Source organism: Tunturibacter empetritectus, from assembly GCF_040358985.1.
Lineage (GTDB): Bacteria > Acidobacteriota > Terriglobia > Terriglobales > Acidobacteriaceae > Edaphobacter > Edaphobacter empetritectus.
This window is the reverse complement of sequence record NZ_CP132932.1, coordinates 2,553,423-2,568,551: the sequence shown is the minus strand read 5'-3', so window position 1 is coordinate 2,568,551 and position 15,129 is coordinate 2,553,423. Positions and strand designations below refer to the sequence as shown.

Sequence of the window (15,129 nt, the reverse complement as noted above, 5' to 3'; positions counted from 1 at the left end):
AGCACGTTTAGGCACGCTCGTCCGCGCTGGCTTAAGCTGTAGAGATTCAATGCAGAACTACTTCAACTACTTCACGGAGATCGAGGAACGCTTTCAGCAGCGCCGCGGCTCGCTCCTGATGCTCTCTACCTTGGATTGGGCTCTGATCGAGACATGGCGGGAAGCCGGCGTGCCTCTGGAAGCGGTATTACGCGGAATCGATAACGCCTTCGACAAACATGATGCGAAAGCTCTTCGCGCCACAACAAGAACGCGCAAGGTGAACGGCTTGGCGTGGTGCGCCCAGAGTGTGATGGAGGCCGTGGAGCAGGCGATGGAAGCGTCTATCGGTGCGGCTCCTACACCGAACACTCAGACAGCAGAGAGCGGCTTCGAGACCGAACGCGTTGGACGATACCTAGACGACAACGCTGCAGCAATCGAGTCGGCAAAGCTGACTCCGCCGGCAGACGCAATGGCCTCCGAAGTCGCAGCGAGACTGCGAGCCCTGGCCACCGGCCTGCGCGGTGAAACGACGCATTCGCTCGAAGAGCTCGATAGGACGCTCAGCGTGCTCGAAGAGAAGATGTTTGCCGCTTTGATGACCGCCGCGCCTGAAGACGAATTGGTCGCCTTACGCGAACAGGCGGCTCGCGAACTGGCGCCTTACCGCGGCAAGATGCAGGCCGTCCAGATCAAACAAGTACAGCAGCAGTTTCTTCAGAAGCGGTTGCTGGAAGCGCGCCGACTGCCTCGCCTCAGCCTCTTTTATATGAGCCACGAATGAAGTTACAAATTGAAAAAGCAATCTATGGCGGAGCTTGCCTTGCTCATCAGTCCGATGGAGATTCTGTCTTTATACCCTTCGTGCTACCAGGCGAATTGGTCGAGGTCCAGATTCAGCAGCAGAAAAAGAACTTTGAGGAAGCCTCTCTTCTGCAGGTGCTGGAGGATTCGGTAGACCGTGTCCAGCCAGCGTGTCCACACTTCGGAGAGTGTGGTGGATGTCACTACCAGCACACCCAATATCCCGCGCAGGTGAAGATGAAGGCATCCATCCTGCAGGAGACGCTCGAACGTGCCGGGTTGAAAACGCTACCTGAGATTCAGCTTCATTCCGCGGCTCCCTGGGCTTACAGAAATCGTATGCGCCTGCGGCTCGAAGAGCTGGACTCCATCCTGAAAGTCGGCTACAACCGGCAGGGCACCAATGTGTTTCTTGCGATTCAGGAGTGCCCCATCACTGCGCCGTTGCTGTGGCGCGCGGCTCAAAGCCTCTTGCAAGTGGCGACAGAGAACACTGCTTCAAGTCGCTGGCTACTCAACGCTGTCGAAGCGGAGTTTTTTACAACAGCCGACGAAAAGAAGCTGCAGATGACCGTCTTTGTCCGAAAAGATCAACCTGGGTTAGCCCCATTGTGTGACCGCATGAAACAGCTCGTGCCAGAGCTCACGGGAGCTGGCACCTCTCTCCTAAAACCCGCAGGACCACAGCGACAGCTACAGAAGCCGCGTCCTTTAGAGAGTTGGGGAGCACAAGGCTTGAGTTATCAGGCAGGAAACGAAGACTACTGGGTGAGCCGCGGCGCCTTCTTCCAGGTCAACCGCTTTCTCATCGAGGAGCTTGTCCGGATCGTCGCAACAAATCGTCAGGGACAACTAGCATGGGATCTATACGCAGGCGTGGGATTATTTTCTCGAGCACTGGCGAAGACGTTTCAGCAGGTCGTAGCCGTCGAAGCCGCCGCCACCGATCTGATCAAATCCTTCAAAGGAACAGGCAGGCACGCCATCGAAGCCACCACCATTGAATTCCTCCGTCAGGCTGTGGTGCAGCGAGAACGCCCTCAGTTGATCGTCGTTGACCCTCCGCGGGCCGGTGTCGGAGCCGAGGTTTGCGCACTCCTCGCGCGCGTTGCGGCCCCCGAGATCGTCTACGTCTCCTGCGATCCCGTAACTCTGGCTCGAGACCTGAAAATGCTGGTAGACGCGGGCTACAACCTCGAAGAACTCCACTTGGTCGACCTGTTTCCTCAGACGTTTCATCTTGAGACGATCGTGATTCTGCGCAGATAAACGTGGCCACCTTGTGGTGAAATGGTTGATAAGTGCGGTCCGCAGGCAGAGCAATGAAGACCGGAAGAACCAACGAGCCGAACCCCGATCTCTGGCCGAAGGCAGTCGCACGCGTTCCCCAGCTCAAGTTCCGTCGCGCTCCTCTGCTGACGGCGGTCTGCTGGTTTGCTCTGGGCGAAGTGATGGCTCGGAATCACGTACCAACGATCATCGTGCTCGTTGCCATCTCACTCTTGTGCGGTCTGACGCTAGCCAGCCTGCGATGGTCTTTCCGGATCGCAATCGTCCCTCTTGCCACCGTTTGGATGGCCCTTGGACTCTTCTGCGCGGAGGTGCAGCCCGCTCCGCCTACTCAACACGCTCTGAAAGCGTATGCAGACGGACTGAGCCGACAAGTCAGAGGACGCGTCGTACGGGTTCGCGAGTTAGCTCCCGTGCAGGAAAACTCGGATCAGGATAAGGAAGCAGGTTGGTGGCCGGAGAAAGAGGCTGACGAGGAGGCGGCGGCTGTCGGCGCACTCTCAGTCGATATTCAAGTCGATGCGGTGGAGGAGGTAACGCCAGACGTTGCATGGATGGCCCCTGTCAAAGGTGGCGTGCGCATGAATGTCGTTCCTGACAAGCTTGCAACGAACGCCGCCGTTACAGGTCTCGCCGTATCTGCCAGTCAACCGCTTCCCACGCTGAAGTGTGGCGACCTGGTGCAGGCTCCCATGCGACTGAAGGTGGCCGAGTACTACCGTGATCCTGGCGCGTGGCAGTACGCAGACTACCTGCTTGCACAGGGAATCGGCGCTCATGCAAGCGTGCGTACCTCGAAGGTCTCCGTCCTCGACGAAGCCGGCTCAAAACTTGCGATGCAGTCCGAACGCGCAGCGCAGTGGCAATGCAGGATCTTCGCAGCACAAAGCTGGGCTTCGGGCCGCGTGGTTGGCTACGTGCATTCGAAGGCGAATCGAGGACTTCCAAACATCCTGCGGCTCTGCGCGGACGACGCAGGGATGCTCAACGCAATGCTGTTTGGCGACCGCGCCGGCCTCAATAAAACTCAACGCGTAGGCTTCGAGCGAACAGGGTCGTTTCATCTCTTTGTGGTCTCAGGAATGCACGTCGGCCTACTCGCTGGCCTCGTCTTCTGGCTGGCTCGCCGGCTCAAACTGCACGATTGGCTCGCAACGTCGCTTACCATCGCCTTGACCTTTGGCTACGCGTTGCTGACTGGCTTTGGCGCGCCCGTGCAACGAGCGCTCTTCATGACAACGGTCTTTCTCATGGCGCGTCTTTTAAGTCGGGATCGCAACGTACTGAACGCTCTAGGAGCCGCTGCACTGGCTGTCCTGGTGTTATCTCCAAGCGCGCTATTCGAAGCCAGCTTCCAGATGACGTTCCTCGCGATCGTTGCGATCGGCGGCATCGCGATTCCATTGGGAGAGCGCAGCTTTCTTCCGTATGCCAACGCCGCGGAGAACCTCTGGGACAAGTGGATCGACACGGGCCTGCCCCCTCGAGTGGCGCAGTTTCGGCTGATGCTGCGAATGGCCAGCGAAGCCATCGCAAAGTTACCGGGTCACTGGTCCAGGGAGTTGCTGCCCGCACTGATTCGTTGCAGTCTCTGGGCGTTGGAGTTGTCGTTGATAGGCGTAGTGGCCGAGATGGTAATGGTCTTGCCGATGGCAGTTTACTTCCACCGCGCAACCATGTTCGCCGTCCCCACCAATATGTTGAGCGTGCCGCTGGTCGCTATACTCGCTCCTACCGCAGTCGTTACATTTTGCGCCTCCCTCGTCAGCCCCTGGTTAGCGTTGCTGCCGGGCGCCATGACGGCTCTGTTGCTCCACGGAGTTGCGGGAGTGATCGGCCACGTCAGCGCAGTTCATGCAGCCGATCTGCGCGTCCCCGCTCCAGCGTGGTGGGTCGCTATCCTGGCAGTTATTGCGTGGGCCTTCTCCTACTGGGCCGTGCGACGATCCCGCAACTGGGCCTGGGCTGCAGTCGTCGCGCTTCCGCTGGTCGCCTTGATCGTGCTGTGGCCGGAGCATTCGATCGTCTCACCCGGCATGATGGAGGTGACAGCGATCGACGTCGGACAGGGAGACTCCATCTTCATCGTCAGCCCCGACGGTGCAACGATGCTGATCGATGCCGGCGGACCAGTCGGGAGAGTCACCGAGGCCGCAGAAGCGACAAGCCGCTTCGACGTTGGCGAGGAGGTCGTCTCGCCGTATCTCTGGTCACGCAGATTTCGTCGGCTCGATGTGCTTGCCCTTAGCCATGCCCACAGCGATCACATGGGCGGAATGCCCGCAGTCCTTCGCAACTTTCGCCCTCGCGAACTATGGGTCAGCATCGATCCCAACTCCGATGCCTACCGTTCGCTGCTCGACGAAGCAAAAGATCTTGGAGTCACCGTACGTCATTTTTACGCGGGCACCCAGCTTGCCTGGGCAGGAACGCAGATAACGATGCTCGCGCCCGAGTCCGGGTACGTCAACCCTCGAGAGCCCATCAACAACGACTCGCTCGTGATGCGAGTGCAATACGGCGACGCGTCCGTTTTGTTGGAAGGTGATGCCGAAGCCCCCAGCGAACGCGAGATGCTCTCGCATGGAAGAGTTTCGCCAGTCACGCTCTTGAAGATCGGCCACCACGGCAGCCGCACCTCGACGACTCAGGAGTTCTTCGCTGTCGCCGCCCCAAAAGATGCCGTTGTGTCGGTCGGCAAGGGGAATACATTTGGTCACCCCCGTTACGAAGTGATCGAACGAATTGCTGACGCTCGCACTAAGCTGTATCGAACGGACGAGTTTGGCTTGACCACCTTCCTGCTGGGCCGGGATGGAAAGATCCGTGAGCTTGTCGATGCGTCTAATCCATAAGTAGCTGACTTGATCGGGAGGTTTCGATGGAGTTGAATGGGCCAAATGCTGAGGCTGTCGTGATCAGCGCGGAAGAGCGGGCAGAAGAACAAAAACTGATCCGCAGAATGCAGATGATGATGAACATGGTGATGCAGGTCATCGCGCAGGACGGGTCGCTGACAGTGGACGAGGCAGCCCAGATGATCGCCGACAGCAGAAGGGCTGCCCTGGCCATGTTCCCCGGAAAAGAGTTAGCCTATGACCTCATCTGGCGTCCTCGCTTCCAACGCCTCATGCGCGAACGTTTTCGAATCATGTAGCTTCGGTTGCTTCGCACTCTCATGCAGCAGAAATTCGCATCGCCGCTCCTGTTACGCTGAGAAGACGATGCAGATCCGGCTGGCAACACAAGATGATCTCCCGGCGCTGATGAACCTCGTCAGGCGCGTCGTTCCGCTGATGCGTGCGACAGGCAATCTCCAGTGGGACGAAACTTACCCAAACGACGCCGTCTTTCAGCGCGACATCGATCTGAACCAGCTCTGGATCGCCGAAGCGAACGGCAACATCGCCGGTCTCGCTGCAATCACCATGGATCAGGACCCCGACTACTCCCAGGTCGGATGGGACATCAACGAACCTGCAATCGTAGTGCACCGTCTTGCGGTCGATCCTGCATTCCGCGGCCAGGGAGCAGCCGGCGCACTCATGCAGAGAGCCGAAGAAGTTGCAGTCGAGCGCGGCATCACCGCCCTCCGCGTCGACACCAACACCAACAACGAAGCGACACAGAGGCTCTTTCCGAAGCTGGGTTACCTGCTGGCCGGAGAGATCGGCCTCGAGTTCAGGCCGGGGCTGCGCTTCCTATGCTACGAAAAGCGGCTCCACGTAACGCCAACCAAACAGTTGCTTCCTCACAAAGGTTAGAATTTCGTGAGGCTCGTAGAAAATCTCGTGCCGCTTTCCGAAGAGGAGTGCATTGCAATGGGTCGAACTCGTTTCCTTATAAAAATCTGGTTGGTAATGCTGACAGTCATCGTGCTATCGGTCTCTGGACAAGCTCTTGACAACGGCCTTGCAAAAACTCCCCCCATGGGTTGGAACAGCTGGAACAAGTTCGGCTGTAAAGGACTCAATGAAAAGGTCGTGCGCGAGACCGCGGACACCATGGTGAGCAGCGGCATGAAGGATGCGGGCTATCAGTTCGTCATCCTCGACGATTGTTGGCAGACCGGCCGCGACGCATCAGGCAACATCATCGCCGACGCCGAGCGCTTCCCCTCTGGCATCAAGGCGCTCGCCGACTATGTCCACTCGAAGGGCCTGAAGTTCGGCATCTACACCGATGCCGGCGCCATGACCTGCGCCAAGCGTCCAGGCAGCATCGGCCACGAGTACCAGGACGCAAAGCAATACGCCAACTGGGGCGTCGACTACCTCAAGGAAGACTGGTGCAGCACGCTCCCCGGCCAGAACAGCGAGTCCTCCTACACCGTGATGCGCAATGCACTTGCCGACTCGGGAAGACCCATCGTCTTCAGCATCTGCGAGTGGGGATCGACCAAGCCATGGCTGTGGGCAGGACCAATCGGAAACCTGTGGCGCTCCACCGGAGACATACAAGACTGCTGGGACTGTAAGAAAGACTGGGGCGGCAACGGCGTAACCCAGATCATCGACCAGATGAGTGGACTCGAGACCTACGCCGGTCCCGGCCACTGGAACGATCCTGACATGCTCGAGGTCGGCAACGGTGGCCTCACCAAAGAAGAGTCGCGCGCACACTTCAGCATGTGGGCGATGTTCTCCGCGCCCCTGCTGGCGGGCAACGACATCTCCAACATGACGCCCGACACCAAAGAGATTCTGTTGAACAAAGAGGTCATCGCTATCGATCAGGACCCGCTCGGACACCAGGCACGCAGAGTCAAAAAGACGGGCGACCTGGAGATCTGGTCGAAGCAACTACAGGACGGCGGCCGCGCCGTCGCACTGCTCAACCGCAGCCCCGCAGCCGCGAAGATCGCCGTCGCGTGGACCGACCTCGGCTACCCCGACTCTGTCTCTGCCTCGGTACGAAATCTCTGGACGGTGAGCGATCTGGGCAAACAGAGCGGGAGCTACTCCGCCGACGTGCCCAGCCACGGCGTGGTCATGCTCACGATCAAACCGTAGTTACGAATCGACAGCAAACGAAGAGGCTACCGCCGCGTATCGTTGCAAGCAGTAGCCTCAACTCTGCGTGGTCAACTACCGGCCCTAAGGCGTCTCTGGCGGCCCCAGCACAGGAGTCTTCACCGGCGTTGCCAGTCCAACGATCTCCGTAAGCGTGCCGTTGTTGAAGTCCGTCACCCACAGATTGCCACTGGCATCAACCACAATCGCATACGCCTCAATAAATCCAGCATCCGGCGCATAGCCCGCAGTTGGAGACAAAATCGCGCCAGGTGAAGCCGCGGCCGAACCGGCCAGTTCTGTAATGGTGTGACTATGCAGGTTTGCGACCCATACATGACCCACCCCATCGATCGCGATCCCTTGCGGAGCAAGAATGCTGGCCTTGTTATCGCTGTAGCCGCCCGAGACCACCGTTCCATCATTCGCAAGCTCAGTGATGCTATTCCCTATCTGATTCGCGACCCATACGTAGCCGCGTTGATCAACCGCAATACCGTCCGGGCCGCCGACACTCGGGAAGCTGGTAATCTGGTTCCCATCAGCGGAGACCTTGCTGACGGTATCGTTGCCAAAGTTCGCCACCCACCCGTAATGATTCGAATCAATTGCGACTGCAAGCGGAAAACTGAACTGCAGTGACTCATATCCGGTTGTGCCCGAGAGCGGTTGACCGGTGCTCGAGAGCAGGGTGACCCGAGAGTTTCCATAGTCCGGAATCCATACCGTCCCATTCGGATCGATCGCAATCGCCGTCGGATAACTGATCCCGCCAGCGCTGTATCCCGTGGCGCCCGAGAGCACTTGGCCGCTCGAACTAAGCTCGGTCACGCTGCCAAAACCGCCATTGACCCCGGAACTTCCCCCGTCAGGAATCCACAAATTCCCCTGAGGATCGATGGCAAGCGCTTTCGAATCTGATAACCCACCGCCTGTAATGCCACTTGGAAACTTTGGAGTTCCTGTCGTCGAAAACTCAGACACAACACCCGAGTAGGTCGAAACCCAAAGATTGCCGGCAGCGTCCACGCCCAGACCGGACGGCAGCTTACTGTCGAGTGGCACCCCGTCACCGATACCCCCGCCATGGTAGCTGATGGAGAGAGTCCAATCCGCCGGCGCCGCAGAGAGAACCGGTGAAAACGGCGCGCCACTCACGGGAAGCTGCGCAAATAACATCGCAACATTACTCCCCGGATTGCGCACCATATTCAAAACCGCATCCAGCGTGTTGGTCGGAGCCGCCCCACCATTCGGCGTAGTGGCTGCGAAGAGCGAGCCGCATCCCGACGCCGTGGCCGTGCAGTTGTTGAGAAGATCAGCGACGATATTGATCTTCTTTACCGCACTGGTAGAGTCTCCGGTGGCGGGAAAGGTCGTCCCCGGCGCGGATCCCTTTGTGAGGTTCGCGAGGTTCGCCACCGTAGCCACGGCATTGGCCAACCCCTGAACGTTCGTCGCGCTCGCCCCAAGATTGCCCTCAGTGCCAAAGAACTGTGCAAGCCCCCAGGCAGTGGCCGCCGTCGTTACCTCGTTGACTACGAACTGAGACCCCGCCGTAATCTGATTGCATCCGCCAAGCGCACTCGCAAGCGTAATCGCAGTGTTATTGGGAGCGCCTCCCACCTGTCCCCCGCGAGCCACAACATAGATCTCCGAGCCAGCGAGAGGACAGGAATAACCCGCAGCCACAGTAAATAAACCGGTCGCATCCGTGGTGAGTGCGCTCGCAAGCAGCGACGTCGAGGCCGAGCCACTCCCGCCGGTTCCAGCTGCATAAAGCTGGACGGCCGCTCCGACGATCGGCAGAGAACCAGCCATCGCCTTTCCGGAAAAACTCACGCCAGGATTAGTGGGCGGTGGTGGTGGTGGAGGCGGGGGTGGTGGTGGCTGAGTCGGAGTTGAGCCGCCCCCGCATCCCGCAAGCGAGCAAGCCAGAATCCCGACCATCGCCGCGCTGAAAAGTCCCTGAAAGTTGCGCAAAAGTAATCTCACTGGATGGCCCAAAGATATCAAAGCTGAATGCAGTTACTGTCGGTAAGGCTTCGTGAGTCCGTCCAGGTTCGCCGAGCCGAGGAAAGACTGAAGATCTGTCGTCAACTGCCGTCGCGCCACCTCCACCGGCATCGTTGTGTCAATCGTCTCGACCTTCAGCAGGATCGGGATGGGGCGCTGCGCCTCCTGCGACAACAGAGACTGAGTAGTCGGCTTGCTATACACGAATCCAAAGTGGGTGCGGTCGCTCGAATACTCTCCGCAGGAACCGCTATTGCAGAGAGTCGTCGCCTCAAGATATTGGGTCGCGCCGTCGTTGAAGAAGGAGCCCGAAAAACCAATCTGCCCGTTCGCAGTAGGTATCGAGAGCTGGTCCCTCCAGATCGGATCCTCCCCGCGCGCCGAGTGGCAGATCAGCGTATCGTGAGACCCCATCACCGGCGAAATCCCAATCGACACATGCGCTCCTCCATCTGCCGGAGCGTACTCGGCCCAGTGATAGATCAGCGGACCAGCGAAGAGATTCTCGTTCCAGGTACGCGCCAGGGTGTAGCTCCCAATGCGGTCAGGGAACTGTCCCGGCGCATTCTGATCGGCCTTCCTCTGAGCAGCGGCAGTCCCGCTGTACGTGCTCACGTAGGCCCGCGCAACCCCATAGCCACTGACTAGTACCAGCGCAAGCATTCCGGCAAAGCGAAGATAGAAAGGCCGTCCCGCGACTGCGCCAGCCGAAGAAGCCGGGGTCAGGGCAGGAGGCTTGATCTGGCCGGGCGACTCGCTCAGGCGGCGGACAACGTGGAACAGCAGAAAGGTTCCCAGCAGAAAGAGGCACGCCCCAATGACGTAATCTCCCATCTCAGCCTTGCTCCGCAGAGAGGGGATGTGCAGTGCCACGATGTAGTACAGAACCAGAATGCACAGTCGTGCAAAGTTGAAGACGTAACCCAGCAGGATCGCGCCGGCCACCACCGCAGCATGCGCATACCAGCGAAAGCGATACACATAGCCCGCGATCAGCGCAATGAATCCCATCGTGACCGCACCACGAATCCCATTGCATCCCGGAGCGATGAACATGCCGAACTCAGGAGTAAACATCAGCCGAAGCTGGTCCGGGCTCAGTGGCTGGCCCAACGCGATCGCAAAGGCGCGAGCCACGTGGGCGGAGGCGCGCTGCAACGGCAAATCGACAAACACATTGAAGATGTGAGGAATCGGATTAACAAACCACAGCAGGATAAGCGGAAACAGAGAAGCCCGGAACAGCCGCTTCCCGCCAAACAGCAGAACCACTCCCGCGCCATAGGCAAAGGCCACAAGCGAGTGCGGCGGAACATAAATCGACCACTTCGGGGAGAACACAAACACCAGAACCGCCTGGTCCCGTATGTGCACAACCGCGGCCGTGACCACCAGGACGGCCAGGCCCCACCAGCTGCCCTCCATCTCCCATCCAAGCGACTGCCATGCCCGCAGTACCAGCACAAAGCTGACCAGCGGAATGAACATCCCGATTGACTTGAGAGCGTCCGTCGTCCAAAGATTCCAAAGAGCAGTCACCGTCGAAAAGATGGTGAATAGGCCAAACACCGAAACGATCGCCGCAAATCCTGCGGCACGGGGCAGACTAAGCCCCGCCGCCCCAGCCGATCGGAGTGGGCTGACTTCAGCGGTAGCAGGTAAACTTGACATGCGGTCTTTTTGATCCAGGCCAGCGCACCAGGGGAGTATCAGGTGGCAAGTCCTAGTGGCGGCTTACTTGGAAGAGTTGCGACGAGCCTTGATGCGAGCACGTACCGATACGAAAAATGCACCTGCGGAGCCTACAACAGCAAGAATAGCTGTCGGATTCTCCGGAGAGTTCACGCATCCGTCTTGAGCGTACAGCGGGAGGGCGACGGATGAGAGGAGGGCGATGCCGGCTAGTAAGAGACAGGTTTTCTTCATTGGTGTCCTCAATTGGGAAGGTACCGTTACGAAAGTTGAAAGTCAACGCAGAATGACTTCCACTTCATAACACTTTTGGGTACCCTGATCATTTTTACCGACCGTCCACAAAACCCAGCCCGAAGCGCCTCCGGTTCACCCCCTTCCAGCCGCAAGACAGACGCTGCCAAAGACTTGCCTCTTCTCGCGCCTCGCCCCGAAACGAAGCAGCTATCTCTCAACTTTGGCTGGACTTAAGTTGTACAGACCGCGCCTTCCTCACCTGGCCTGACCCTGAAGCCACGCATGCAGCTTCGGCTCCTGGACAGTCTGCAATTTAATGCAGTCGTTGATACTGTCAACAGCCTTTGCAAGAGTCCGTTCCGCTGCCGCGACCTTATGCGTCGTGAAAAAACTACTTACCTGATCCCTCTGTTCGACCGTGCAGAAGGACCCGGTAGCCCCCACCACCTCGGCCCCGGACGACACCGTGAACTGAGCACTCACCTTCTCCCAGTTCTGCCGCATATACTCCCAGGCTTCGTCCCGGCTCACGCGCTCGCGAAGCAGCACCGTCAGCATGGCCCAGCTATCCTGATTTCGAACCTCTCCTGAGGCGATCAGGTCGAGCGTCCGCCTTACCAGCGCAGGATCGCGAAACCGTGCCAGCAACTGCAGTGCATCGGTCTGCTCTCCCGGGTCACTGAAGTTCCTGCTCACCGCGAGTACCTTATCGTAGAGCGCCGCATCCCCATTGGCCGCGCTCACCTGCACGGCCGCGTCGGCCAGCGCCGAATCAAGCGTCTTGTCCTTCACCTTATCCCCCGCGAAGACCCGGGCCGTCAGCAGCTTCGCCTCAGCCAGAACGGCGGTATCGTGCGCCTCGCCCAGCAGCTCAAACAGCGTTCCGCGAAGCTGACGTCGGTCAAACGGCTCCTTCTTCTCCGGGCTACCCAAGGCGGAATACACCGGCCCAAACTGCCTCTGCAGCACCGCAGCCAGCGCCGCCCGATCCTCGTCACTGGCTATCTCCGAATCGATCTTCTGGATCTGCTGATGCGCCGTATCGAGCACCGCCGCACTGGAGTCTTCCTTCAAAGCCAAAATTAGATTTAGAAAATCCCCCACATCCGCCTGTCCCGACTGCACCAGAGCCCACCGGTCGCCCAGCAGCCCGATCCGCTCCGACGGCGTCATCGAACTCTCCGCCTTTGTCACAATCGTGCTCAGCTGCGCTGGAATGTACGCCGTTCGGTAGTATCCCTTAGCCCCGGCATTCGCATAGAAGAACGGCATCCCGGCATCCACCGGCTGCGGCACGCTAGACTCCCCAGGCGTCATCACCCGGCAGATCGGCTGGCCGTTCGTCTTCAGGCATACCGGCACAGTCCACTCCGGCACCTGCCCGGCCACAGGTCGGTTCATCTCCTCTGCCGACAGAAAAAACCTGCTCTGCCCCACCGGAACGCCTCCTGCTTGCCTCTCGGAGAACGTCAGCAGCGGCACTCCAGGCTGCGTCACAAAGCTCGACATGATCTTGTCTACCGGCAGATGCGAGTTCGCCGTCTGCGCGCCCCAGAAGTCTTCCGCGGTCGCATTGCCATACAGATGCGCCTGCAGATAGTTGTGCACCCCCTGCCGAAAGACCTCCTTCCCCAGGTAGTTCTCCACCATGCCAATCACGGCCCCGGCCTTGCCGTACGCAATCCCATCGAACATCTCGTTGATCTCATCCGGCGTGCTGGCCGTCGCGCGTATTGTCCGCGTGGTCCGCTGAGCATCAAGGTTCAGCGTCTCGTTCAGCCCCTGCGCGTCGTCCTGGTCGAAGTTCCACTCCGGGTGCCACGCGGCCGCCGGCTTGGTCTCCATCCACGTGGCAAATCCCTCGTTTAGCCACAGGTTGTCCCACCACTGCATCGTCACCATATCGCCGAACCACTGGTGCGCCATCTCATGCGCCACCACCGTCGCAACCCGCTTCTTCTCGGGAATATCGCCGGTCTTTTCGTTTACCAGCAGGTCAGTCTCGCGATACGTAATGCAGCCGAAGTTCTCCATCGCGCCCGCTTCAAAGTCCGGCAGCGCAACCATATCCAGCTTCGGCATTGGATACTTAATCCCAAAGTAGGTGTCGTAATAGTGCAGAACGTACTTCGCCGACTCCAGCGCAAACCGCGTCAGCTCCACCTTGTCCGGCGTCGAACACACACGAATCGGCACGGCATCCGACTTGCCCTCCGTGCATTTGAAATCACCCACCAGAAACGCAACCAGGTAGCTCGACATCTTCGGCGTCGTCGCAAACCGAATCGTGTGTTTGCCCGCAACCGGCCCCGCTTTATCCGAGATCATGTTCGAGTTCGAGATCGCCGTATCGCCACTATCGACGACCACCGCAATGTCATACGTAGCCTTCAGCGCAGGTTCATCGAAGCCCGGAAACGCGCGCCGCGCATCGGTAGGCTCAAACTGCGTCACCGCGTAGTTGCGCGCCTTGGTCTTCGAAAGATAGAAACCCCGCAGCTTATCGTTCAACACGCCCGAGTAGCGAATCGCCAGCGTCACCCTCCCCGCGGGCAGCTCCTCCGCGAAGCTAAACGTAGCCTGCTCCTTCTCGCCATCAAGCGTCACCGTCGCGGTCTGCGGATGCCGATCAGCCTCAACCGGGTTCAGCGGCTTCGGCTGCGATCCCAGCTTGCCGTAAGAGTACGCCGCCACCGGCAGAACATAGGCCTTCACCTCAACGAATTTAAGCTCCGCTGCATTCAGCGTGATTCGCTTGCTGGGAGCATCCAGCGCAACATCGATTGTCTCTTCCCCGCTGAAGCTTGCCGCCTTCAAATCCGGCGTCACCGTCAGCCCGTAGTGCTCCGGGTGTACCTCTGGGGGCAGCCGCTGTGCCTGCACTCCAACGGGAGAGGCAAGGAAAAGTGCGAAGGCAGATGCCAGGACAGAAAAGAAAGAAACAGAGTGACGAACGAACATCAAAGGGGCCTCGAAACGAAGGAGTGTTGGCGTATGGGAAGTGCCTTCGCGAAAAATCTACTTACTTGACCCGCCCCACGCAAAGCCGCGCCGGACGGTGCTCATTGATTGAGACGTTCCCCACGCCAATCTCGGCAGCAGTACATAGCCTCTGCCAATCCTCCACCACGAAGCTGCGCCGGATCGACACCGGCCCATCGTTCTTCACGAACGGGTGCCAGTTCGCAAACCGCGCCCACAACCGAAACAGTTGGTACGGCACCGGCTTGCGGTGAAGATCGTCGATAAACCATCCACATCGCGCCGTCTGTTCCATCCATCGCAGAAACAGCACGATCTGCGCATTCGTCAGATGGTGCGTTAGCAAGGAACAGAGGACAACGTCGATAGGTCCCTTCGTGTGATCGGCCAGCGCATCCCCCACCAACCACTCAATCTGCTGATTCGGCGGAGTAGCCTCCCGCGCCGCACGAATCGCATCCGGATTCAGATCGATGCCCGTCAGCGTCACCGCAAATCCCCGTTTAGTCGCCCATCGATCGATCTTCCGCAGCGTATCTCCATAGCCGCACCCAACGTCCACCACGCGCAGGGGAGCCGCCGAAGGAGGATGCGCCGCCATCAGTTCTTCCAGCCAGCCCAGCGTAGGCCGCTGCGCAAACGTCAGCCGGTTCACGCGGGCAATGTCATGCAGACACGCGCGCAGCTCCTCATAAGGGCAAGGCAAATCCATCAACTCCACCAGATCGGCACGCTGCGTGAAGTCGAGCCCGCCCGCAAACGCCGGCGAAGGAAACGCCGATAGCGAAGCTACTGCAATATCTTCAGAAGAATGGGCATCGAGAACTTCCTGCGACGAGATTTCGGGGGACGTAATAGAAGAGGTAGGCAAGATTAGTCGTGATCAGTATAACGGCTTGAGAAAAAACGGCTTGAGGGAAACCTGCCCCACAAAAGAAATCCCATGAAACAAGGGAGCATCCCGATATCTTCGGGATCAGGCTCTCTCCTCTGACTCAATCTCTTTCGTAAAGAAAGCACGTTCCAGAGATTTCATCCCCCGCATCTTCTGTCAATCCCCCGAATGCAAAAGATTCCTCTTTCACAAACATTCATTAGAGTATGAAATTCTGTG

Annotated in this window: 11 protein-coding genes; 6 read left to right on the top strand and 5 right to left on the bottom strand. The window is 58.8% G+C overall.

The annotated features are described in order from the left end of the window. Positions 1–49: 49 nt before the first annotated feature. The 6 genes from RBB75_RS10485 to RBB75_RS10460 all read left to right on the top strand — a co-directional run bounded on the left by RBB75_RS10485 (position 50) and on the right by RBB75_RS10460 (position 7,088). Entirely contained in the window at positions 50–766 is a 717-nt protein-coding gene (locus RBB75_RS10485) for a hypothetical protein (RefSeq protein ID WP_179636539.1), read from the top strand. Further along, a complete protein-coding gene (gene rlmD, locus RBB75_RS10480) occupies positions 763–2,055 on the top strand; it encodes a 23S rRNA (uracil(1939)-C(5))-methyltransferase RlmD (RefSeq protein ID WP_179636538.1) in 1,293 nt (430 codons plus the stop codon). The genes RBB75_RS10485 and rlmD overlap by 4 nt, the downstream gene beginning before the upstream one ends. A gap of 53 nt (positions 2,056–2,108) precedes the next feature. Continuing rightward, positions 2,109–4,931, top strand: coding sequence for a ComEC/Rec2 family competence protein (locus RBB75_RS10475; protein ID WP_353068052.1), 2,823 nt, complete (start codon positions 2,109–2,111; stop codon positions 4,929–4,931). Between the two features lie 26 nt (positions 4,932–4,957). Next, positions 4,958–5,233, top strand: coding sequence for a hypothetical protein (locus tag RBB75_RS10470; protein WP_179636536.1), 276 nt, complete (start codon positions 4,958–4,960; stop codon positions 5,231–5,233). A gap of 67 nt (positions 5,234–5,300) precedes the next feature. Further along, positions 5,301–5,840, top strand: a complete 540-nt coding sequence (locus tag RBB75_RS10465; RefSeq protein WP_179636535.1) for a GNAT family N-acetyltransferase — start codon at positions 5,301–5,303, stop codon at positions 5,838–5,840. Between the two features lie 57 nt (positions 5,841–5,897). Next, positions 5,898–7,088, top strand: a complete 1,191-nt coding sequence (locus RBB75_RS10460) for a glycoside hydrolase family 27 protein (RefSeq protein WP_179636534.1) — start codon at positions 5,898–5,900, stop codon at positions 7,086–7,088. 84 nt (positions 7,089–7,172) lie between these two features. Here RBB75_RS10460 and RBB75_RS10455 read toward each other — a convergent pair whose 3' ends face one another. The 5 genes from RBB75_RS10455 to RBB75_RS10435 all read right to left on the bottom strand — a co-directional run bounded on the left by RBB75_RS10455 (position 7,173) and on the right by RBB75_RS10435 (position 14,886). Next, complete coding sequence (locus RBB75_RS10455) at positions 7,173–9,071, bottom strand: NHL repeat-containing protein (RefSeq protein WP_179636533.1); 1,899 nt, start codon at positions 9,069–9,071, stop codon at positions 7,173–7,175. A gap of 45 nt (positions 9,072–9,116) precedes the next feature. Next, positions 9,117–10,775, bottom strand: coding sequence for an exosortase J (xrtJ, locus tag RBB75_RS10450; protein ID WP_353068051.1), 1,659 nt, complete (start codon positions 10,773–10,775; stop codon positions 9,117–9,119). A gap of 63 nt (positions 10,776–10,838) precedes the next feature. Further along, entirely contained in the window at positions 10,839–11,030 is a 192-nt protein-coding gene (locus tag RBB75_RS10445; RefSeq protein ID WP_179636531.1) for a PExPT-CTERM protein, read from the bottom strand. A 258-nt stretch (positions 11,031–11,288) separates the two neighbouring features. After that, the gene (locus RBB75_RS10440) at positions 11,289–13,994 is read right to left on the bottom strand and encodes a M1 family metallopeptidase (RefSeq protein ID WP_179636530.1); all 2,706 of its coding nucleotides are present in this window, start codon (positions 13,992–13,994) and stop codon (positions 11,289–11,291) included. Between the two features lie 61 nt (positions 13,995–14,055). Continuing rightward, positions 14,056–14,886 (bottom strand): methyltransferase domain-containing protein, encoded by an 831-nt coding sequence (locus RBB75_RS10435; RefSeq protein ID WP_257030815.1) that lies wholly within the window; start codon positions 14,884–14,886, stop codon positions 14,056–14,058. Positions 14,887–15,129: the final 243 nt, after the last annotated feature.